This window comes from Streptomyces sp. NPDC001663, from assembly GCF_042893105.1.
GTDB lineage: Bacteria > Actinomycetota > Actinomycetes > Streptomycetales > Streptomycetaceae > Streptomyces.
Window position 1 is genome coordinate 31,911 of record NZ_JBIAUR010000011.1, and the last position, 22,356, is coordinate 54,266.

General features: G+C 72.9%; 12 protein-coding genes and 1 pseudogene. 9 read left to right on the forward strand and 4 right to left on the reverse strand.

Annotation, left to right across the window (positions count from 1 at the left end; genetic code table 11):
- The first annotated feature begins 62 nt into the window (after positions 1-62).
- Positions 63-650 (forward strand): ADP-ribosyltransferase, encoded by a 588-nt coding sequence (locus ACFY1L_RS32425; protein WP_388831950.1) that lies wholly within the window; start codon positions 63-65, stop codon positions 648-650.
- On the opposite strand, the gene ACFY1L_RS32430 is transcribed toward ACFY1L_RS32425, so the two are convergent.
- Positions 604-1,278 (reverse strand): GNAT family N-acetyltransferase, encoded by a 675-nt coding sequence (locus ACFY1L_RS32430; protein ID WP_388831952.1) that lies wholly within the window; start codon positions 1,276-1,278, stop codon positions 604-606. The two genes, ACFY1L_RS32425 and ACFY1L_RS32430, sit on opposite strands and share 47 nt — an antisense overlap.
- 46 nt (positions 1,279-1,324) lie before the next feature.
- Here ACFY1L_RS32430 and ACFY1L_RS32435 point away from each other — a divergent pair, with 46 nt between their 5' ends.
- The 3 genes from ACFY1L_RS32435 (at position 1,325) to ACFY1L_RS32445 (ending at position 3,414) form a co-directional block, all read left to right on the forward strand.
- On the forward strand, positions 1,325-2,236 hold the full coding sequence (locus ACFY1L_RS32435) for a MerR family transcriptional regulator (protein ID WP_388831954.1): 912 nt from the start codon (positions 1,325-1,327) through the stop codon (positions 2,234-2,236).
- A gap of 58 nt (positions 2,237-2,294) precedes the next feature.
- Positions 2,295-2,507, forward strand: coding sequence for an EF-hand domain-containing protein (locus ACFY1L_RS32440; protein WP_388831956.1), 213 nt, complete (start codon positions 2,295-2,297; stop codon positions 2,505-2,507).
- 223 nt (positions 2,508-2,730) lie between these two features.
- Positions 2,731-3,414 carry an NADPH-dependent F420 reductase gene (locus ACFY1L_RS32445; protein ID WP_388832739.1) on the forward strand — a complete coding sequence of 228 codons (684 nt, stop codon included), beginning with the start codon at positions 2,731-2,733 and terminating at the stop codon, positions 3,412-3,414.
- Between the two features lie 66 nt (positions 3,415-3,480).
- On the opposite strand, the gene ACFY1L_RS32450 is transcribed toward ACFY1L_RS32445, so the two are convergent.
- The 3 genes from ACFY1L_RS32450 to ACFY1L_RS32460 all read right to left on the reverse strand — a co-directional run bounded on the left by ACFY1L_RS32450 (position 3,481) and on the right by ACFY1L_RS32460 (position 5,978).
- On the reverse strand, positions 3,481-4,023 hold the full coding sequence (locus ACFY1L_RS32450; protein WP_388831958.1) for an MOSC domain-containing protein: 543 nt from the start codon (positions 4,021-4,023) through the stop codon (positions 3,481-3,483).
- Between the two features lie 42 nt (positions 4,024-4,065).
- A complete protein-coding gene (locus ACFY1L_RS32455) occupies positions 4,066-4,623 on the reverse strand; it encodes a glycoside hydrolase family 25 protein (RefSeq protein ID WP_388831960.1) in 558 nt (185 codons plus the stop codon).
- A gap of 143 nt (positions 4,624-4,766) precedes the next feature.
- Positions 4,767-5,978, reverse strand: a complete 1,212-nt coding sequence (locus tag ACFY1L_RS32460) for an LLM class flavin-dependent oxidoreductase (RefSeq protein ID WP_388831962.1) — start codon at positions 5,976-5,978, stop codon at positions 4,767-4,769.
- A 299-nt stretch (positions 5,979-6,277) separates the two neighbouring features.
- Here ACFY1L_RS32460 and ccrA point away from each other — a divergent pair, with 299 nt between their 5' ends.
- The 5 genes and pseudogenes from ccrA to ACFY1L_RS32485 all read left to right on the forward strand — a co-directional run.
- A complete protein-coding gene (gene ccrA / locus ACFY1L_RS32465; protein ID WP_388831964.1) occupies positions 6,278-7,654 on the forward strand; it encodes a crotonyl-CoA carboxylase/reductase in 1,377 nt (458 codons plus the stop codon).
- Positions 7,655-7,660: 6 nt separating this feature from the next.
- Entirely contained in the window at positions 7,661-8,659 is a 999-nt protein-coding gene (locus tag ACFY1L_RS32470; protein WP_388831966.1) for a 3-oxoacyl-ACP synthase III family protein, read from the forward strand.
- A complete protein-coding gene (locus tag ACFY1L_RS32475) occupies positions 8,656-9,567 on the forward strand; it encodes a 3-hydroxybutyryl-CoA dehydrogenase (RefSeq protein WP_388831968.1) in 912 nt (303 codons plus the stop codon). Before ACFY1L_RS32470 ends, ACFY1L_RS32475 begins: the two co-directional genes overlap by 4 nt.
- 16 nt (positions 9,568-9,583) lie before the next feature.
- Positions 9,584-19,048 (forward strand): type I polyketide synthase, encoded by a 9,465-nt coding sequence (locus tag ACFY1L_RS32480; RefSeq protein ID WP_388831970.1) that lies wholly within the window; start codon positions 9,584-9,586, stop codon positions 19,046-19,048.
- A gap of 56 nt (positions 19,049-19,104) precedes the next feature.
- Positions 19,105-22,308, forward strand: a pseudogene (locus ACFY1L_RS32485) (type I polyketide synthase); the annotation flags it as partial.
- Positions 22,309-22,356: the final 48 nt, after the last annotated feature.

A 22,356-nucleotide genomic window follows, 5' to 3' on the forward strand; every position in this document is an offset into this window, starting at 1 on the left:
ACACGCCGCCGATCGGGTGATGATCCACAACCCGCCGCCGCGGAACCGGAATTGTGCCCCGCATGATCACAACTCGCCTGCGGCGGCGGGCCGCTGCCGTCGCCCTGTCCCTCGCGGCCGTCTTCACCACCGTGGCCCCGACCGTCTCCGCGGGGGCCGCCGCCCCTGCCTGTCCCCAGTTCGACGACCCGGTCAAGGCGGCCGCCGACCGCCGCGTCGACGTCGACCGCATCACGCCCGAACCGGTCTGGCGCAAGACCTGCGGCACGCTCTACCGCAGCGACAGCCGCGGCCCCGCGACCGTCTTCCCGCAGGGCTTCCACCCGAAGGACGTCGTCGACGGCCAGTACGACATCGAGCAGTACGTCCTGGTCAACCAGCCGTCCCCGTACGTCTCGACGACGTACGACCACGACCTGTACAAGACCTGGTACAAGTCGGGCTACAACTACTACATCGACGCTCCCGGCGGCGTCGACGTCAACAAGACCATCGGCGACACCCACAAATGGGCCGACCAGGTCGAGGTGGCCTTCCCCGGCGGCATCGCACGGCAGTACATCATCGGCGTCTGCCCGGTCGACAAGAAGGCCAAGGTCGAGATCATGAGCGAGTGTCAGAGCAACCCGTACTACGAGCCGTGGCACTGAGCAGCACCTCGGAGCCGACGGGACGGTAACCGGCCGCCTGGAACGCCCGCAGACTGCGGGCGTTCCCTGCCGAGACCTGCGCCCACACCGGCTCGCCCCCGCTCAACTGCCGTGCCGCCCGCACCAGTTCGCGCCCGAGCCCCCGATGCCGTACGCCGTCCGCCACCTCGACCGCGACCTCCAGCCGGCCGGCGACACCGTGCCCCAGGACGAGCAGGCCGCCCCCGTCCGTGGTCCACACCCGCACGTCGTCGCGCCGCTTGCGGGAGCTCACGACCCTCGGGTGGTCCGGGTCGGCGATCTCCCGCAGGGTGAGCGGGGGCCGGCCCGGCAGGGGAGCGCCCACCGTCATCACGTCGATGGTGTCGCTCCCGCGGCCCGTGCGGTCCATGAGGGCCGCGAGGAACCGGGCGTTCATGGTCGCCGCGAGCGCGTCGCAGTCGACGGCGCGCAGGGTGTCGTGGACCCAGTCGGGATCCTCGTCGGTGGCGATCACCGTGTGGGCGGTGAAGGCGAAGACACCGGCGTCGCGGGGAGATGGCTGGGGGACGACCGTCGTACCGCCGTCTGCGGGAGGGAAGACGTCCCGGGCGGCCGCGTCGAGAATGTCCCGAAGAGTCTCCACCACCGCGCTCCTTGAGTCTCCACCCACTGGAAGGCCCAGACTCACACACATGATCGACGACGGCACCGGACTTTTCACCATCGGCGAGCTGGCGCGGTCCACCGGACTGACCGTGCGCACCATCCGCTACTGGTCCGACGAGGGCGTCCTGACCCCCGTCTCCCGCTCCGCGGGCGGCTACCGGCTCTACGACGCCGAGTCCGCCGCCCGCCTCGAACTGATCCGCACCCTGCGCGAGCTGGGCCTCGGCCTGGTCGACGTCCGCAAGGTGCTGGACGGGGAGCGGACCGTGGCGGAGGTCGCGGCGGCGCATGTGGTGGCGCTGGACGCGCAGATCCGCTCGCTGCGCACGATCCGTGCGGTGCTCTCGACCGTGGCGCGACGCGGTTCGACCGCAGAGGAGATGACCCTGATGAACAAACTGGCGCGGCTGTCGGCGGCCGAGCGCAGGCGGATCATGGAGGAGTTCGTGGAGGAGATGTTCCACGGGCTCGACCACGTGGACCCGGACATCCGCGAGAGGATGCGCAACACCGCCGTGAACCTGCCGGACGACCCGACACCCGAGCAGGTGGACGCCTGGGTGGAGCTGGCCGAGATGGTGCAGGACCCCGAGTTCCGGGCGCAGATGCGCAGGGCGGCCGAGTTCAATCACGGAGGCCGGAGGCAGGACACGCCCGCCGGGGCGTCCATGTGGTTCGTCAAGAGGCTCATCGAGCTGACGGAGCAGGCGCGCGAGCGGGGGATCGCGCCCGAGTCGCCGGAGGCCGAGAAGGTCCTGCGGGAGCTGTTCGGGAACGCCGACCGCGCCGACATCCTCGAACGCGTCAAGGCGACCCACAACGTCCGGCTCGCCCGCTACCGCGAACTGCTCGGCATCCTGAAGGGAACGCAGGTGAAGGCCTACGAGGAGGAGTTCGCGTGGGTGGTCGCCGCACTGGAGGCGCGCACGGCCAGCTAATCTGACCTGCGACAGCAACACAGCAAGACCTGTATTTATGGAGAAAAGGGGCGGATCGGTGGCGGACATCGAGGCAGCGCGCAAGGAGTTCCAGCGGATCGACACCGACGGTGACGGCTTCATCACCGCCGCCGAGTTCAAGACCGCCCTCGCCCAGGGGGGCGACTGGAACGTCACCGAGTCGGTCGCCGAGGTCATCATCAAGGCCCGCGACCTGAACGGCGACAAGGTCCTGTCCTTCGACGAGTTCTGGGCGTACCTGAGCAAGTGACGCGAGCAGGGGCCGGTCCGTCGGGACCGGCCCCTTTCTCATGCGTGGTGCCGTGGAGCTGCGTGTCGGCGGCGGGAGCCGGATGGCCCGTTCGGGGGCTCGTGGCGAGTGGACCGGCGCTGTAGGGAGTAGACCGGCCCGTGACGAGTGGATCGGCCCAGGAAGCGGTCCGGAATAGTCCGGCAGCCTCCAGGGTTGATCCAGCCCAGACGTATGCATGCGCATGGACCTTGGAGGGCCTGTCATGAAGATCGGCATCATCGGCGCGGGCAACATCGGCGGCAACCTCACCCGGCGGCTCACCGCGCTCGGCCACGAAGTCTCCGTGGCCAACTCCCGCGGTCCCGAGACGCTCACCGCACTGGCCGAGGAGACGGGGGCGACCCCGGTCCCGGTGGAGGAGGCGGCGCGCGGTGCGGAGGTCGTGGTGGTCACGGTCCCGCTCAAGGCGGTCCCGAACCTGCCGACGGGCGTGCTGGACGGCGCGGCGGAGGACGTCGCCGTGATCGACACGGGCAACTACTACCCCCAGCAGCGGGACGGCAGGATCGCCGGGATCGAGGACGAGGGCCTCACCGAGAGCGCCTGGACGGCCGGCCAGATCGGCCACACCGTGATCAAGGCGTTCAACGGCACCTACGCCGCGGACCTCCTGGAACGCGCCCGCCCGGCCGGCGCCCCCGACCGCCTGGCACTCCCGGTGTCCGGCGACGACGAGGCGGCCAAGCGGAAGGTACGGGCCCTGATCGACGACCTCGGCTTCGACACCGTGGACGCCGGCGGCCTCGACGACTCCTGGCGCCAGCAGCCGGGCACGCCGGTGTACGGCCTGAGGGAGGGCGTCGACGGGGTCACGAAGGCGCTGGCGGAGGCGCCGCGGGAGCGGTCGGCGGACTTCCGGGCGTAGGGCCTGTCCGGCGGATCATGCCGGCGTCGCGGGGGCTGGTACGCCCTCCTCCGCCTTGAGTAAAACTCAGACGATCTCGAGGGGCACGTGCGGCCCGTCCGGTAGCTCGACGGCGACCGGATCCCCGGGCCGCACGACCCCACCCCGCAGAACCACACTCATGATCCCGGCCTTGAGCCGCACGCCCCCCTCCGCGTCCCGCCGGACGACCTCCTTCAGCAGCCCCTGCTGAAACCCGTCGATCTGCAGACACGGATTCCGCAGCCCGGTGACCTCGACGACGGCCTCGTCCCCGAGCCGCAGCAAGGTCCCCCTGGGCAGCCCCAGCAGATCGATCCCCCGGGTGGTGACGTTCTCCCCGAGCGCCCCGGCCACGACCTCGAACCCGGCCCCGCGCACCTCCTCGAACAACTCCTGGTGGATGAGGTGCACCTGCCGCAGATTCGGCTGCGAGGGATCCCTGGCCACCCGCGACCGGTGCTTCACGGTCACCCCGGCGTGCACGTCCCCCTCCACCCCGAGCCCTTCGAGCAACGTGATGCTCTCCCGGTTCGGCTTGGTGAACGAGTACACCCGGTTACTGCTGACCGCGCTGACTGCCCCGCCCATGACGAGAAGCTCCCCTCTTCGAGAACCGTAATCGTGGCTCGGTCAGGCGCCCGAGGCCCACTCCTTCAGCGCCGCCTTGTCGGCGAAGTCCGCGACGTCCTTGTCGTGCGGTTCGCTCGTGTACTGGTGGAAGCGCCACTTGGCCTTGATGCGGGGCTTGCCCGCCGTGACGTAGTCGGCGATCCAGAGGCCGTCGCCGGCGTACGAGGTCGTGTCGATGTCCAGCCAAAAATTGCGGTTGCAATACAGCACGACCTGGTTGTTCGGCCGTAGTTCCTTCACCTTGCGGATGAAGAGGTCCTTCTCCGCGTTGCTCGCGTGGGTGCCCGAGCTCGTCGTCTCCCAGTCGACCGCCAGGATGTCGCCCGCCTTCTCCGGGGCGTGCTTGACGAAGTACTCGGCCTGGGCCTGGAGGTTGCCGGGCCACAGGAAGTGGTAGAAGCCGACGACCAGGCCGGCGTCGCGGCCCCGTTTCGTCTGGGCCGTCAGTCTCGGGTTGACGTACGAACGGCCCTCCGTCGCCTTGATGAAGACGAAGGAGAGACCGTCCGTGTCGTAGGAGGAGGACTGGTACGCGCTTACGTCGATGCCGCGCAGCATGGAGGGACTCCCTGATCTGCCGGTGGGGGGACAGGAGTTGATGGAGTTGATGTATCCCCACCTTGGCACGGGTGATCCGTTCCGGATGTGTGAACGAGGTGGAAACGTCCACGCCGGGAAGACCTGCGCCGCCGAGAAACCGACTACTGCCGGGTGGACCCCGGAGCAGCAGTGGCCTCCGCAGCAGCGTGAGTTGCCGCGGAGGAGCTCGTCCCGTACCACTCCTCGGCCAGGAGCTCGTACGAGCGGATCCGGTCCGCCCGGTCATGGGTGATCGTGGTGACGAGGAGTTCGTCGGCGCCAGTTGCGTCCCGCAGGGCGCGCAGCTGTGCGGCCACCGTGCGGGGCGAGCCGACGAACTGCGTCTCGGTGCGGTCCGCCACCAGAGCCCGGTCCTCGTCCGTCCAGGTCTCGCGGGCCGCTTCCTCCGGGGTCGGGAAGGGAATCGCGCCCCGGCCGGAGCGGATGCTGCGCACCCAGGATGCGTACGGCGCGGCCAGCGTCCGGGCGGTCGCGTCGTCCGGTGCCACGACCGCGTCGGCGGAGACCAGGACGTAGGGCTCGGCGAGCGCGGGGGAGGGGCGGAAGGCCTTGCGGTAGGCGGCCACCGCGTCCAGGACCGTGCCGGGGGTGATGTGGTAGTTGGCGGCGAACGGCAGGCCGTTCTCCCCCGCCACCCGGGCGCTCTCGCCGGGGCCGCTGCCCACGATCCAGACCTCGACGTCCGCGCCCTCACCCGGCGTGGCCCGGGCCGGCAGCCCCTCGGCGGTGCGGTGGCCGCCGCGCAACAGGCCGAGTACGTCGGCGACATGGGCCGTGTACTCCACCGGCTCGCTGCCCGGGAACTGCACGAGGGCGGTGTGCAGGGCGAACAGGGGGGAGTCCGCGAGCTGCGCGAAGGAGTAGGGGCGCGGAATGAGCAGGCCTTCGGGCGTGCGCCAGGAGGCGGCCGGTTCGGAGCGGGCCTCCCGCTGCCCGGAGGGGCGGTTCTTCAGCTCCGAGAGGCGGAACCCCGAGCGGCCCAGCCCCAGATCGACCCGGCCGGGGTGCAGCGCGTCCAGGATGCCGAACTCCTCCACCACCGACAGTGCGGTCCGGTGCCCCAGCTGCACCGCGCCCGCGCCCACCCGGATGCGGCTGGTCGCGGCCGCCACCACGGCCGTTGCCAGGGCCGGCGAGGCGCCCGCGACCCCGGGGTTGAGGTGGTGCTCGGCCAGCCAGTACCTGCGGTAGCCCGCGGCCTCGGCGCGTCGCGCCAGCTCCACGGTGGTGCGGAACGCCTCGCCGATGGACGAGCCGGAGACCACCGGCACCAGATCGAGGACGGAGAGCGGTACCTGGGCGTTCGGCGACATGGCGTCCCTTCGTCCGGCGGGCGTTCGGTTGCGCGCGGCTGCGCTTTGCGCGCGGTGGTCCAGTAGAGGGTGACGCGGCCGGCCGAAACGGCGGTACCCCTAACTTTCGCGGGCGCCCGCACGGCGGCGTGTAGGGGTGCGTCATGGCGGCCTCCGCGTGATCCCGTTAGGGGCCCCTTAAGGGTTGCTTGCCCATTCAAATGATCCATAGCATCTCAATCGGCGCTCGAATTCAAGGAATTCCGTGTCAATGGAGATACGGCACCCGTCGATGTACCCCCCCATGCGTGAGGAATGCCGTGGACGCTTTGGCTGAGGCCGCACTCGGTGGAGCAGCTCCCGATGAACTCGACCGAATAAAACCCCCGGACGAATATCTGGCCGCCCATATCCGGGCGGACGACGCCGGATTGTTCGCCGGAGCGGCGGACAAGGACGTACGGAAGACTCTGCGCGTGGGCCGGGTACCCATGCCCGAACTCGCCCCCGACGAAGTCCTGGTCGCCGTGATGGCGAGCTCCATCAACTACAACACCGTCTGGTCCGCCACCTTCGAGCCGGTGCCGACGTTCTCGTTCCTCAAGAGGTACGCCCGCCAGGGCGGTTGGGCCGCCCGGCACGACCTGCCCCACCAGGTCATCGGTTCCGACGCGGCCGGCGTGATCGTCAAGGCGGGGAGCGGGGTGCGCCGCTGGGGTCCGGGCGACCACGTCGTCGTCAGCTGTGTCCAGGTCGACGACCAGGAGCCGGCCACCCACGGCGACGGCATGCTCGGCGCCGAGCAGCGCATCTGGGGCTACGAGACGAACTTCGGCGGCCTGGCCCACTACGCCGTGGTGCGGGCCAGCCAACTCCTGCCCAAACCTGCCCACTTGACCTGGGAGGAGGCCGCCTCGGTGCTGCTGACCGCGGCCACCTCGTACCGGATGCTCGTCGGCGAGCGCGGTGCGCGGATCAAGCAGGGCGACATCGTGCTGATCTGGGGTGCGACCGGCGGGCTCGGCGCGTACGCGGTGCAGATGGTCAAGAACGGCGGCGGCATCCCGGTCGGTGTCGTCGGCTCGGACGCCAAGGCCGAGCTGTTGCGCCGCCTCGGCTGCGACATCGTCGTCAACCGGACCGAACTGGGCATGCCCGCCGCCGGACCGGCCGGCGCGGAGGAGACCATCGAGCTGGGCAAGCGGCTCGGGCGCGCGATCCGCAAAGCCGTCGGCGAGGACCCGCACGTCGTCTTCGACTACATCGGACGCGCCACCTTCGGGATCTCCGTGTTCGTGGTGCGCCGCGGCGGCACGGTCGTCACGTGCGGCTCCAGCACCGGATATCAGCACGAGTTCGACAACCGCTATCTGTGGATGAACCTCAAACGGATCATCGGCAGCCATGCCGCGAACCTCCAGGAACAGGCCGAATGCAACCGGCTGTTCTCGCTCGGACACCTGGCGCCGGTGCTGTCCGCGGCTTATCCGCTCGACGAGGCGGGCGAGGCGGCTCGGCTTGTGCAGACGAACCGGCACACCGGAAAAGTCGGCGTGCTTTGCCTGGCACCTGAAGAAGGTCTCGGCGTCACCGATCCGGAATTGCGGGCGCGCATCGGCGAACTGCGGATCAATCCGCTGCGCGAGACCCGCGGGACGACCGCCCGAGAACTCGCTCTCCCTGCCCGAAAGGTGTGATGCAGAGTGCCGAAGACGGCCACAGGAATACTGGGAACCGGGTCGTATCTGCCCAAGGAGGAGATCGGCAACGAGGAGATCGCGCAGCGCGTCGGGGTGGACCCCGAGTGGATCGAACGCAAGACGCAGATCCGGGCCCGCCGGTTCGCTGCACCGGACGAGGCGACCTCCGATCTCGCCGTACGGGCCGTCGAGAACGCCCTGGAGCAGGCCGGGATCGAGGCGGAGCGCGTCGACTACCTGGTCGTGTCGACCTCGACCGGTGACCACCCGCAGCCGCCCACCTCGCACCTGGTGCAGCGCGCGCTCGGGGCCCACCGGGCGGCCTGTCTCGACGTCAATGTGGTGTGCAGCGGTTTCGTGTACGGGCTCGGGCTGGTCCGGGGGCTGCTGGCCCTGCACCCCGGCGCGATCGCCGTGGTGGTGGCGGCCGACGTCTACTCGCGGATCCTGGACTTCACCGACCGCAGGACGGCGGTCCTCTTCGCGGACGGTGCCGGGGCCGCCGTCGTCGGCGGTGTGCCCGAGCCGTACGGGATCCTCGACGTCGACCTGGTCGGGCGCGGTGACGCCGCCCGGCTGATCCGGGTGGAGGCCGGCGGCAGCAGGCAGCCCGCGTCGCACGAGAGCGTCGACGCCGGGGACCACTACTTCCGCATGGACGGCCGAGGCGTACGCGACTTCGTCATGGAACACGTGCCGCCGGCTCTCGAGCGCCTCGTCACCCGGGCCGGGTTCGGGCTCGGCGACATCGACCACTTCGTGCCGCACCAGCCCAACGGTGTCCTCCTCGGCGAGCTGGCCGAGCGCGCCGGGCTCGCCGGGGCGCGGGTGCATCGCACCCTGGAGAGGTACGGCAACGTCGGCAGCGCCTCGGTGCCGGTGACCCTCGACGAGGCGGCCCGCTCCGGTGAACTGGCCGACGGCGACACCGTGTTGCTCTCCGGATTCGGCGGTGGCATGGCTCTCGGCTCCGGGCTGCTGCGCTGGAAGGTGCCGGCATGAGCGCCCCCGCGGTGCCCGCGCCGCGCGGTCTTGGCGCCCCGCCCGTGCTGCCGGCCATCGAGCGCGTCGGAGTCGTGGGCTGCGGTGCGATGGGGGCGGGGATCGCCGAGGTCTGCGCGGTGGCCGGGCTCGACGTACGGGTCGTGGTGTCGCGCGAGTCCTCGGCCGCCAAGGGGCTGCGCCGGATCACCGCCTCCCTGGACCGGGCCGTCGGCAGGGGCAGGATCGGCGACACCGACCGTAAGGCGGCGCTGGAGCGGATCTCGTTCACCGCGGACCTGAAGAGCCTCGCCGACCGGCAGTTGGTCACCGAGGCCATCAGGGAGGACGAGGCGGCCAAGCTCGCCCTCTTCGCTCGGCTCGACAAGGTCGTCGAGGACCCCGACGCCATCCTCGCCTCCAACACGTCCTCCATTCCGATCATGAAGCTGGCCCGGGCGACCCGGCACTCCGGCCGGGTGATCGGCATCCACTTCTTCAATCCGGTGCCCGCGCTGCCGCTCGTGGAGCTGGTCGAGTCGCTGGTGACGGACCACAAGACCAAGCTGCGGGCACGGGAGTTCGTCACCGATGTCCTCGGCAAGCAGACCGTCGCGTCCGCCGACCGCGCGGGCTTCGTCGTCAACGCCCTGCTGATCCCCTACCTGTTGTCGGCGATCCGCATGGTCGAGTCCGGGTTCGCCACCGTCGAGTCCGTCGACCGGGCCATGGTGCTCGGCTGCTCCCATCCGATGGGCCCGCTGAAGGTCGCGGACCTGATCGGCCTCGATGTCGTCGCGTCGATCGCCGACGCGTTGCACGAGGAGTTCAGGGACCCGGCGTACGCCCGCCCGCCGATGCTGTCCCGCCTGGTGGAGGGCGGCCTGCTGGGCCGCAAGACGGGCCGCGGCTTCTACCCGTACGACTGATCCCGAGAGGAAGACGATGACCCACGATTCCGGTTCCGCTCCTGTGCAGGCACGTTCGGTGCCGGACGGCGCTGTCGCCGTGGTCGGCATCGCCTGCCGGCTGCCCGGAGCCCCGGATCCGGACGCCTTCTGGGAACTGTTGCGCACCGGCGGGGACGCCGTCTCCCCGCCGCCGGAAGGCCGCCTGCAGCAGGGCGCCGGACCCGGTCCCCGGGCCGGCCATCTGCCGCGGGTGGACCTGTTCGACGCCGACTTCTTCGGGATCTCGCCCCGGGAGGCCGCCGGCATCGATCCCCAGCAGCGACTCGCCCTCGAACTGGCCTGGGAGGCGCTGGAGAACGCCGGCGTGCCGCCCGCGGTGCTCGACGGCGGCCGGACCGGCCTGTTCATCGGTGCCATGGCCGACGACTACGCGAAGCTCACCCACGCCGCCGGTCCCGACGCCGTCACCCACACCACCATCACCGGCGTCACCCGCGGCATCATCGCCAACCGGATCTCGTACCTGCTCGGGCTGCGCGGACCGAGCCTCGTCGTCGACACCGCGCAGTCCTCCGCGCTCGCGGCGGTCCATCTGGCCTGTGAGAGCCTGCGCCGCGGCGAGTCCACGGTGGCCCTCGCCGGTGGCGTCAACCTCAACCTCACGCCCGAAGGGCACGAGGTGGCGGGACGGTTCGGGGCGCTCTCGCCCGAGGGCCGCGCCTACACCTTCGACGCCCGCGCCAACGGGTACGTACGGGGCGAGGGCGGGGGTTTCGTCGTACTCAAGCCGCTGCGGGACGCGCTCGCCGACGGCGACCCGGTCCAGGCCGTGCTGCTCGGCGGCGCCCTCGGCAACGACGGCGGCGGCGAAAACCTGACCGCGCCCAGCCGCGCGGGGCAGGCCGAGGTGATCCGGCGGGCGTACCGGGACGCGGGCGTCGAGCCCGGGTCCGTGCGGTTCGTGGAGCTGCACGGCACCGGCACGCCGGTCGGCGACCCGGTGGAGGCCGCCGCGCTCGGTGAGGTCCTGGGCACCGGCCGGGCGGCCGAGGACCCGCTGCTCGTCGGGTCGGTGAAGACCAACATCGGCCATCTGGAAGGTGCGGCCGGCATCGCGGGCCTGCTCAAGGCGGTGCTGTGCCTGCGCGAGCGCACCCTCGTCCCCAGCCTCAACTTCCGCGACCCGCACCCCGGCATCCCGTTCGGCGAGCTCCGCCTGGAGGTCAACACCGAGGTGCGATCCCTGGGCGAGGGCCCGCTCGTCGCAGGCGTCAGCTCCTTCGGCATGGGCGGCACCAACTGCCACCTCGTCCTCACGGACTGGCCCGCACCGCCCGCCGCCCGACCCGACCCGACCGACCGCACCCTGCCCCCGGTACTCCTCTCGGCCCGCACCGAGCCCGCGCTGCGCGACCAGGCCGCCGCGCTCGCCGGGCATCTGGCCCGGCACCCCGGACTCCCCGCGGCGGCCGTGGCGCGCTCCCTCGCCACCGACCGCACCCACTTCGAGCACCGTGTCGTGCTGCTCGGCCAGGACGCGCACGGGCTCGGCGACACCCTTCAGCGCCTGGCCGAGGGCGGCGCGGTGCCGCGGGCGGTGCGCGGCCGGGCGCCCGCGAGCGCGCGCACCGCGTTCCTGTTCACCGGGCAGGGCAGTCAACGCCCCGGCATGGGACGGGAGCTGTACGCCGCCCATCCCGTGTTCGCCGAGGCCTTCGACGCCGTCTGCGCGGGCCTCGACGCCCACCTCGACCGCTCCGTCAGGGACCTCCTCCTCACCGACACGGCCGGTGGCGAGGCGGCCCAGGCCGAGCTGCTGTCCCACACCGGCTGCACCCAGGCCGCCCTGTTCGCCTTCGAGACCGCGCTGTTCCGGCTGGTCGAGCACTGGGGCGTCGTACCGGACGCGCTGCTCGGGCACTCCGTCGGTGAGGTCGCCGCCGCGCACGCCGCCGGCGTGCTCTCGCTGCCGGACGCCTGCGCGCTGGTCGCCGCGCGCGGCCGGCTCATGCAGCAGCTGCCGCCCGGTGGAGCCATGGTGTCCGTCCAGGCGTCGGAGGACGAACTCCTCACCTCCCTCCGGGAGTTCGAGTCGGTGGGCCGGGTCGGGATCGCCGCGCTGAACGGCCCCGCCGCCACCGTGCTCGCCGGCGACGAGGACGCGGTCGTCGCCCTCGCCGAGCAGTGGCGGGCCAAGGGCCGCAAGGTCAAGCGGCTCCGGGTCAGCCACGCCTTCCACTCGCCGCACATGGACTCCATGCTCGACGAGTTCCGCGAGGTCGTCGGCACACTCGCCTACCACCCGCCGAGGATCCCGGTCGTCTCCAACCTGACCGGCGCCGAAGCCACGGCGGAGCAACTCGCCTCCCCCGAGCACTGGGTGCGGCACGCCCGCGAGGGCGTCCGGTTCCTCGACGGGATGCGCGCCCTGCACGCGCGCGGGGTCACCCGGTTCCTGGAGATCGGCCCCGACGCCGTGCTCTCCGGCATGGGCCGGGACTGCCTCGATGCGGCCGCGGGCGAGGCGGTCTTCGTGCCGGCCGTGCGCCGCGCCCGCCCCGAGGTGGCCGCGCTGGAGGAGGCCCTCGCCACGCTGCACGCCCGGGGCACGGCCGTCGACTGGCGGCACGTCCTCGACACCTCGCCCACGGAGCGCGTCCCGCTGCCGACGTACGCCTTCCAGCGCACCCGGCACTGGCTGGCGGCGGCCGAGCCCCCGCCGCCGGCGGCCGCGCTGTTCACCCTCGCGGACATCCCGCTCACCGCGGCGCCGGGCGCGGCCGGCCGCTGGGCGATCGCCGGACCGGACCGGCTCGGCCTGGCCGCCGCGCTGACCACCGGGGAGCGCGGAGTCGAGCTCCATCCGAGCCTCGTCTCCCTGCACCGGGCGACCGCGAACGGGCCCGCACCCGCAGTGGTCCTGCTGCCGGAGCCCCCGGCGGAGGCCGAGCTGCGCGACTGGCTCGCCGACGAGCGCCGCGCCGACTGCCGCCTGGTGCTGCTGACCCGCGCCACCGGCTCGGCCGACGACGACCCGGCGCATGCCCTGCACCGCGCGCACCCCGACCGGACGTCCCTGCTGCACCTGGGCGGCGGGCCGGAGTCCCTGCGCCTGCTGCCCGCCGCGCTGGCCGCGGACGAGCCCGAGGTCACGCTCCGTTCCGGTGCGGCGCTGGTGCCGCGGCTGCTTCCCGCCGGGCCGTCCGCCGGTCCGGCACCGGCCTGGGAGACCGGCGGCACGGTCCTGGTCGCGGACCCGTCCGGCACCGGGCTCGGCGCCGCCGTAGTCCACCACCTGGCCACCGAGCACGGGCTGCGCGACCTGCTGCTCGCCACACCCGGCGACATGACGGCCCAGGTCGCCGGACGGCCCCTGTCGGCGGTGGTGCTCGTGGGCGGCGGCGAACTCGCCGCCGAACTCCACGAACTCGCCGTCGAGTCGGCGGTGTCCGACTTCGTGCTGGTCGTCCCGGACGCCCTGTCCGGCGGGGTGCCCGGAGCCGTCGACGAGGTCGCCCGCGCCCGTCGCGCGCGGGGCCTGCCCGTCACCCTCGTCTCCTGGGAACGGGGCGGCGGATTCCTGGGCACGCTGACCGCCGCCGATGTGCCCGCCCTGCTCGACGCGGCCCGCGGCCGGGACGACGGACTCCTCGTCGCCGCGCGCCCCGGGACCAGTGGCGGCGCCCAGGTACCCGCCGTGCTGCGTGAGGTCGTACGACAGCCCGTGCGGCGCACGGACGAACCCGCACCCGCAGCCGAGCCGGTACCGGACGACCGGGACCCTGTGGTGACGGCGGGCCCCGCCCCGGAGGAGCTCCCCGCGCTCGTGCGCGCGGAGATGGCCGCGGTGATGGGCCACGGCGACGCCGACTCCATCGACCTCGAACGTGCCTTCAAGGACCTCGGGTTCGACTCCTTCATGGGCGTCGAGCTGCGCGAGCGGCTCGCCGAGGCCGTCGGACGCCCGCTGCCCGCCACGCTCGTCTACGACCATCCCACCGGCGAGGCCGTCGCCCGTCACCTTGCGGGCGACGACGCCCTGCCCGTCCCGCCGACACCGCCCGCTCGGGGCGAGAACGACGACGACCCCATCGCCGTGGTCGCGATGAGCTGCCGCTTCCCCGGCGGCATCGAGACCCCGGAAGACCTGTGGGACGTCCTCGCCGAGGGCCGCGACGTGATCGGTGCGTTTCCCGACGACCGCGGCTGGGACCTGGCGGGCCTGTACGACCCCGAGGGCACCGAACGCGGCAAGCACTACGTGCGCGAGGGCGGCTTCCTGCACGACGTCACCGGCTTCGACGCCGCGTTCTTCGGGATCTCGCCCCGCGAGGCGGCCGCCATGGACCCCCAGCAGCGCCTCGTCCTGGAGACCGCCTGGGAGGCCGTGGAGCGCGCCGGGATCGACCCCACGCGTCTGGCCGGCACCCGCACCGGCGTCTTCCTCGGCGCCACCTTCCAGGACTACGGGCCGCGCCTGCACGAGGGTACCGAGTCCACCGAGGGCTATCTGATGACGGGCAGCACGCCCAGCGTCGCCTCCGGGCGCGTCGCCTACGTCATGGGGCTCGAAGGCCCCGCAATGACCGTGGACACCGCCTGCTCCGCCTCGCTCGTCGCCCTCCACCTCGCCTGCCAGTCGCTGCGCCGCGGCGAGAGCAGCCTGGCGCTCGCGGGCGGCGTGACGGTGATGGCGACCCCCGGCATCTTCGTCGACCTCACCCGGCAGCGCGCTCTGTCGCCCGACGGGCGCTGCAAGTCGTTCTCCGCCTCGGCGAACGGCACCGGCTGGTCGGAGGGCGCGGGCGTCCTGGTCCTGGAGCGGCTCTCGGACGCGCGGCGCAACGGGCACCGGGTGCTCGCCGTGGTCCGCGGCTCGGCCGTCAACCAGGACGGCGCCAGCAACGGACTCACCGCCCCCAGCGGCCCCGCCCAGCAGAGCCTCGTCCGCCGGGCGCTCGCCGAGGCGGGCCTGAACCCCTCCGACGTCGACGCGGTGGAGGCGCACGGCACCGGCACCCGGCTGGGTGATCCGATCGAGGCGGGCGCGTTGCTGGCCACCTACGGCAGGGAGCGCGGCGAGGACGGACTGCCGTTGCGGCTCGGCTCCGTGAAGTCCAACATCGGCCACACCCAGGCCGCCGCGGGCGTGGCCGGCGTGATCAAGATGGTCCTGGCACTGCGCCACGGTGTGCTCCCCAGGACCCTGCATGCCGAGGAACCGTCCCCGTACATCGACTGGTCCCAGGGCGGGGTGGAGCTCCTCACCGAGCCGGTCGACTGGCCGCGCCGTCAGGACCGCACGCGACGCGCGGGCGTCTCCTCCTTCGGCATCAGCGGCACAAACGCCCATGTGATCCTCGAAGAGGCTCCCGACCCGGAGGAACCGGTCCGGGCCGCGCCCGCCACCGGCCCGCTGCCGTTCGCCCTGTCGGCGAAGAGCCCCGAGGCACTGCGCGCCCAGGCCGCAAGGCTGCGCGACCGGGTCACCGCCGAGGACGCGCCCGAGCCGGCCGCGGTCGCCGTCGCGCTGACCGCCACCCGTATGGCGTTCCCGCACCGCGCCCTCGTGGTCGGCAGCGGGCACGAGGACCTGCTCGCGGGACTCGACCGGATCGCCGCCGACGACGAGGCGCCCCAGGTCGTCCGCGGCGTCGCCGAACGCACCGGAAAGACGGTGTTCGTGTTTCCGGGGCAGGGGTCGCAGTGGGTGGGGATGGCGGTGGAACTGCTGGATTCCTCGGCGGTGTTCCGGGAGCGGTTCGAGGAGTGTGTGCGGGCGATCGAGCCGCATGTGGGGTGGTCGCCGGTGAAGGCGTTGTCGGATCCGGAGTTGTTGGGGCGGATCGAGGTTGTCCAGCCGGTGTTGTGGGCGGTGCATGTGTCGCTTGCGGAGTTGTGGCGGGCGTCGGGGGTGGAGCCGGATGCGGTGGTCGGTCATTCCCAGGGTGAGGTGGCGGCTGCGGTGGTGGCGGGTGTGTTGTCGGTGGCGGATGCGGCGCGGTTGATCGTGTTGCGGTCGCGGTTGTTCGCCGAGGAGTTGGTCGGGCGCGGGGCTGTCGCCTCCGTCGCCCTGTCCGAGGAGCAGACGGCGGCCTGGCTGCGCGGGCATGAAGGAAGGCTCACCCTCGCTGGTGAGAACGGTCCGGGCCAGGTGACCGTGGCCGGCCCGCGCGAGGAGCTGGAAGGCCTGGTGAACGCGCTCGTCGGGGCCGGGGTGCGGGCGCGGGTCGTGCCGTCGACGGTGGCCTCGCACTCGGCGCAGGTGGAGCCGTTGCGTGAGCGGATCCTGGAGCAGCTGGCGTTCGTGCGGCCGGGCCCGTCCCGCATTCCCGTCTACTCGACTGTCACCGGTGGGATCGTCGACGGTGAGGAGTTGACGGCCGGGTACTGGTACGAGAACTGCCGTCGCCCGGTGCGTTTTCGTACGGCGGTGGAGGCGCTGCTCGGTGCGGGGCATCGGTCGTTTGTGGAGGTCAGTGCGCATCCGGTGCTGACGTTCGGGGTCGAGGACACTGCCGGGCATGTGGGTGCGGATGTGCTGGTGCTGGGCACGCTCCGGCGTGACGAGGGCGGGCCGGCCCGCTGGTACACCGCGCTCGGCGAGGCCTGGGCCCGGGGGCTTCAGGTCGACTGGGAGACGGTCCACGGGATCGGTTCCGGGCCGGCCGCCGACCTGCCGACGTACGCCTTCCAGCGCACCAGGTACTGGGTGCAGGAACCGGTGCGCCGCGAACCGGACCGGGCGGACGCCGTGGCCGCGCTGGGACTGGCGGCTGCCGAACACCCCTTCCTCGCCACCGCGGTCGGCCTGGCGGGCGGCGACGAGGCCGTCCTCAGCGGGCGGCTCGCGCTCGGCACACACCCCTGGCTCGCCGACCACGCCGCGCTCGGCACGGTGCTGCTGCCCGGCACGGCCGTCGTGGAGAGCCTCCTCGCGGCCGGCCGCCGCCACGGTCTGGGGGTGATCGAGGAACTCACTCTCGAAGCGCCGCTGGTGCTGCCCGCCACCGGGGGCCGCAGGCTGCAGGTCACGGTGGGCGCCGCCGACGCCGGCGGATCGCGTCGGCTGTCCGTCCACTCGCAGGACGAGACCGCCCCGGACGACTCGTCGTGGACCCGGCACGCCGAAGCGCTTCTCGCCCCCGACGACACCGGCCTGCCGGCGACCGACACCCCGCCCGCCGCCTGGCCCCCACCCGGCGCCCAGCCCCTCGACCTCACCGGCTGGTACGAGGAACTTGCGCGGGCCGGCTACGACTACGGCCCCGCGTTCCAGGGCCTGAGGGCGGCCTGGAAGCACGGCGACGAGATCCTCGCCGAGGTGTCGCTCGACGACGAACGGCGCCCGGAGGCAGGGGAGTTCGGCCTGCACCCGGCGCTGATGGACGCCGCGCTGCACGCCATCGACCTGGCCGGACGCGGCGAGAGCGGGCCCCGCGAGACCCGGCTGCCCTTCGCCTGGCAGGGCGTACGGCTGTGGGCCTCGGGTGCTGCCGACGCGCGGGTCCGCGTGGTGCCCGCGGGGCGCGACGCCGTCGCCCTGCACCTGACGGACGCCGAGGGGCATCCGCTGGCCTCGGTCGACTCGCTGGTACGCAGGCCGGTGGCGGCCGGGCAGCTGGCCGCGGCCCGGGGCACGGAGCGCGGCGCGCTGTACACGCTGGAGTGGCGGCCGGTCGCGGCGCCGGGCGGACACACGGGTTCCGGCTCTGTCGGCGGTCCGTCGGCGAGTGGGCAGGAACGTCCGCCCGTGCTCACCCTCCACGCCTCCCCGGCCGACCCCTTGGCCAACGGTGCCGACACCTATCCCGACCTCGATGCCCTCACCGCGCACCTCGACGCGGGCGGGCCCGTGCCGGATGTTGTCCTGGCCCCGCTGGCCCCGCTCGGCACCGACCCCGCCGAGGGGATGCAGAGCGCGGCGGAACACGCCCTCACCCTGGCCCAGGCCTGGCCGCCGGACGAGCGTCTCGACGGGACCCGGCTCGCCCTGGTCACCCGCGGGGCGGTGGCCGCCGCCCCCGGAGACGAGGTCTCCGACCTGCCGCACGCCGCGGCCTGGGGCCTGATCCGCACCGCGCAGACCGAGAACCCCGACCGGTTCGTCCTGCTCGACCTCGACGACCAGGGCGCAGACCCCCGTTCCGTCGCGGCGGCGCTCGCCACCGGAGAACCTCAACTCGCCCTGCGTGGAGGGCAGTTGCTCGTGCCGCGGCTCGCCAGGCAGGCGGCGCCGAGTCGGCCGGCCCCCACCCCCTGGAGTGCGGACGGGACCGTCCTGATCACGGGCGGCACCGGCGCCCTGGGCGCCCTCACGGCCCGGCATCTCGTCACCCGGCACGGTGTACGGCGGCTGATCCTGGCCGGACGCAAGGGCCCCGACGCCCCTGGAGCGGCCCAACTCGCCGGGGAACTGGGTGGCCTGGGCGCCGACGTACGGATCGTCGCCTGCGACGCGGCCGACCGGGAGGCGCTCGCCGGACTGCTTGCCGCAGTGGATCCCGGACATCCGCTGACCGCGGTGGTGCATGTCGCCGGTGTCCTCGACGACGGGGTGATCGCGGCCCAGAACCCCGAGCGGCTCGCCGCCGTGCTGCGGCCCAAGGCCGTCGCCGCTTGGCACCTGCACGACCTCACCCGTGACCTCGGCCTCGCCGCCTTCGTGACGTTCTCCTCCGTGCAGGGCGTCCTGGGCGGCGCGGGACAGGCCAACTACGCTGCCGCCAACGCCGTGCTGGACGAGCTGGCACGGCACCGCGTCGCGGCCGGGCTCAGCGGCACCTCCCTCGCCTGGGGCCTGTGGGCCGAGGGCGGCATGGAGGCCCACCTCTCCGACGGCGACCGTGACCGGCTGCGCAGGCAGAGCGGCATGAGCGCACTCAGCGCCGAGCGCGGCCTCGAACTCCTCGACGCCGCACTGGAGTCGGGCGCCGCACACCTCGTCCCGGTCGACCTCGACGCCACCGTGCTCCGATCCCGCACCGGCGAACTCCCCGCACTGCTGCGGGGGTTGGTCCGCACGGCGCTGCCTCGCCGTGCCGCGGCCGCACCGACCGCGAGTCAACCGGAATCACTCAGGGACCGGATCGCCGCGCTGGCCCCGGCCGACCGGCACAAGGCGGTGCTGGACCTGGTCCGGGCCCAGGCCGCTTCGGCGCTCGACTACCCCGGGCCCGAAGCCGTCGACGTACGCAAGGGGTTCAAGGACCTCGGTTTCGACTCGCTGACCGGCGTCGAACTGCGCAACCGGCTCAATCGGGCCACCGGCCTGCGGCTGCCCGCGACCGCGGTCTTCGACCACCCGACCCCCCAGGCCCTCGCCGAGTTCGTGCTCTCCCGGCTGCTGCCGGACGAGCCGGCGGCCGCCGCGGGGGAGCAGCCAGCCGCTGCGACCGCCCCCGAGGTCCCCGCCGCCCCGGCAGCGGCCGACGAGGAGATCGACGGCATGGACGTCGACGAACTCGTACGCCTCGCCCGCGAGGGCATCCAGATCTGACCGACGGCCGGCCGGGACCCGAGCCCGGCCGGCCGCCCCCGGAGGGAACGAGCATGGCGAAAGCAACGTCCGAAACGGTGGTCGAGGCCCTGCGGGACGCCCTCAAGGAGGTGTCCCGGCTCCGGCAGGACAACCAGCGCCTGGCCGCCGCCGCCCACGAGCCGATCGCGGTGGTGGGCATGAGCTGCCGCTACCCGGGAGACGTGCGTTCCCCCGAGGACCTGTGGCGGCTGGTGGCGGCGGGCGAGGAGGTGGGCTCCGCCTTCCCGGCCGACCGCGGCTGGGACCTGGCCGCGCTCCACGACCCCGACCCCGACCACCCCAGGACCTCGCACGTCGCCCGCGGCGCGTTCCTCCACGACGTGGCGGAGTTCGACGCGGACTTCTTCGGGATCTCGCCGCGGGAGGCGCTGGCGATGGACCCGCAGCAGCGGCTGCTGCTCGAGCTGTCCTGGGAGGCGCTGGAGTCCGCCGGGATCGCCCCCACCGCTCTCGCGGGCAGCCCGACCGGTGTCTTCACCGGCCTGATGTACCACGACTACACCAGCCGACTGGCCCTCGTCCCCGAGGAGTTGGAGGGCTATCTGACCACGGGCATGCACGGCAGCGTCGCCTCCGGCCGGGTCGCCTACACGCTGGGTCTGGAGGGTCCGGCGGTCACGGTGGACACGGCCTGCTCGTCCTCTCTGGTGGCGGTCCACCTGGCGAGTCAGGCGCTGCGCCAGGGCGACTGCACGCTCGCCCTCGCGGGCGGCGCAGCGGTGCTCGCCTCGCCGTTCGCGTTCGTCGAGTCGAGCAAACAGCGGGCGGTCTCCGCAGACGGCCGTATCAAGGCGTTCGCGCAGGCCGCGGACGGTACGGCCTGGGGGGAGGGAGCCGGAGTCGTCGTACTGGAGCGGTTGTCGGACGCGCGGCGCAACGGGCACGAGGTGCTGGCGGTGATCCGCGGCTCGGCGGTGAACCAGGACGGTGCCAGCAACGGCCTCTCCGCGCCCAACGGCCCCTCCCAGCAACGGGTGATCCAGACCGCGCTGCACCGCGCCGGGCTGCGGCCCGCGGACGTCGACGCCGTGGAGGCGCACGGCACCGGCACCCCCCTCGGCGACCCCATCGAGGCCCAGGCCCTCCTGGCCACATACGGCCAGGATCGCCCCGAGGACGGGCGCCCGCTGTGGCTCGGCTCGCTCAAGACCAACATCGGCCACACCCAGGCCGCCGCGGGCGTCGGCGCCCTGATCAAGATGGTGCAGGCGTTGCGGCACGAGGTGCTGCCGCGGACCCTCAACGTGGACGAGCCTTCGCGGTACGTCGACTGGTCCGAGGGCGGTGTGGAGCTGCTGACCGAGCCGGTGGACTGGCCGCGTCGTCAGGGGCGTCCGCGCCGGGCCGGAGTCTCCGCGTTCGGTATCAGCGGCACCAACGCCCACGCCGTCCTGGAGGAGGCCCCGGACACCGAGGCGCCTCCCGGACCTGCCCGGGTCGGCGGCCCGCTGCCCTTCGTCCTGTCGGCGAAGTCCCCGGCGGCGCTGCGGGCGCAGGCGGCCCGGCTGCGTGAACACCTGCTCGCCCGGCCGGAGTCGGCCCCCGCGGACGTCGCGCACTCGCTGGCCCGCACCCGCGCTGCCCTCGACGAACGTGCGGTCGTCGTCGCGGCGGACCATGCCCGCCTCACCGAGCACCTCGAAGCCCTGGCACACGGCGAGGCACCGGACGGAACGGCGACCGGAAGCCTGCGGGACCGGGGCAGGACGGTGTTCGTGTTTCCGGGTCAGGGGTCGCAGTGGGTGGGGATGGCGGTGGAACTGCTGGATTCCTCGGCGGTGTTCCGGGAGCGGTTCGAGGAGTGTGTGCGGGCGATCGAGCCGCATGTGGGGTGGTCGCCGGTGAAGGCGTTGTCGGATCCGGAGTTGTTGGGGCGGATCGAGGTTGTGCAGCCGGTGTTGTGGGCGGTGCATGTGTCGCTTGCGGAGTTGTGGCGGGCGTCGGGGGTGGAGCCGGATGCGGTGGTCGGTCATTCCCAGGGTGAGGTGGCGGCCGCGGTGGTGGCGGGTGTGTTGTCGGTGGCGGATGCGGCGCGGTTGATCGTGTTGCGGTCGCGGTTGTTCGCCGAGGAGTTGGTGGGGCGGGGTGCGGTGGCGTCCGTGGCCCTGTCGGAGGAGGAGGTGCGGGGGCGGTTGTCGGCCGGGTTGACGCTTGCGGGTGTCAATGGCCCGAGTGCGGTCACGGTGGCCGGGCCGGTGGATGAACTTGCGTCCCTCATTGAGGAGTTGACGGGTGAGGGGGTGCGGGCGCGGGTCGTGCCGTCGACGGTGGCCTCGCACTCGGCGCAGGTGGAGCCGTTGCGTGAGCGGATCCTGGAGCAGCTGGCGTTCGTGCGGCCGGGCCCGTCCCGCATCCCCGTCTACTCCACCGTCACCGGTGGGATCGTCGACGGTGAGGAGTTGACGGCCGGGTACTGGTACGAGAACTGCCGTCGCCCGGTGCGTTTTCGTACGGCGGTGGAGGCGCTGCTCGGTGCGGGGCATCGGTCGTTTGTGGAGGTCAGTGCGCATCCGGTGCTGACGTTCGGGGTCGAGGACACCGCCGGGCATGCGGGTGCGGATGTGCTGGCGCTGGGCACGCTCCGGCGTGACGAGGGCGGGCCGGCCCGCTGGTACACCGCGCTCGGCGAGGCCTGGGCGCACGGGCTGCGGGCCGACTGGGACGCGGTGTTCGCCGGTGCGGGCGGGCGCCGGGTGCCGCTGCCGACGTACGCCTTCCAGCGCACCCGCTACTGGGCCGAGTCCGCCGGTGCCACGCGCGTCGTGAGCGACGACGCGGCGAAGCCGCACGACACGGCCGGTACAGAGGAACCGGCGCTCGCCGAGGTGCTTGCCGGGTTGCCGCCCGAGGCCCGGGAGCGGCGGCTCATCGGGCTCGTACGGTCCGAGGCCGCCGCCGTGCTCGGACATGGCGGTGTCGGGGCGGTGTCCGTCCAGCGTTCCCTGAAGGACCTCGGCTTCGACTCGATCGCCGCCGTCAAACTCCGCAACCGGCTCGGCACGCTCACCGGGCTCAAGCTGCCCGCCACGCTGGTCTTCGACCACCCGAGCATCGCCGCGGTGGCCGCGTACCTGGGCGAACGGCTCGTCTCCGACACGGACGCGGCACCCGCGCCCGCAGGCCCGGCGGAGCAGCCGGAGCCGGCCGGCGAACCGCTCGCCGACGTGCACGACGACGACCTCTTCGACTTCATCGACAACGAGCTGGGCGCCCGCTGACAAAGCGCGGCCTGAGCACCGAGCAGCGAGGACAGTGATCTCTGCCAT

Coding starts and splice junctions, on each gene's coding strand:
- ACFY1L_RS32445 (WP_388832739.1), top strand. CDS start 2,731: ATGGACCTTGGAGGGCCTGTCATGAAGATCGGCATCATCGGCGCGGGC.
- ACFY1L_RS32480 (WP_388831970.1), top strand. CDS start 9,584: ATGACCCACGATTCCGGTTCCGCTCCTGTGCAGGCACGTTCGGTGCCG.
- ACFY1L_RS32475 (WP_388831968.1), top strand. CDS start 8,656: ATGAGCGCCCCCGCGGTGCCCGCGCCGCGCGGTCTTGGCGCCCCGCCC.
- ACFY1L_RS32450 (WP_388831958.1), bottom strand. CDS start 4,023: ATGGGCGGGGCAGTCAGCGCGGTCAGCAGTAACCGGGTGTACTCGTTC.
- ACFY1L_RS32455 (WP_388831960.1), bottom strand. CDS start 4,623: ATGCTGCGCGGCATCGACGTAAGCGCGTACCAGTCCTCCTCCTACGAC.
- ACFY1L_RS32435 (WP_388831954.1), top strand. CDS start 1,325: ATGATCGACGACGGCACCGGACTTTTCACCATCGGCGAGCTGGCGCGG.
- ACFY1L_RS32425 (WP_388831950.1), top strand. CDS start 63: ATGATCACAACTCGCCTGCGGCGGCGGGCCGCTGCCGTCGCCCTGTCC.
- ACFY1L_RS32460 (WP_388831962.1), bottom strand. CDS start 5,978: ATGTCGCCGAACGCCCAGGTACCGCTCTCCGTCCTCGATCTGGTGCCG.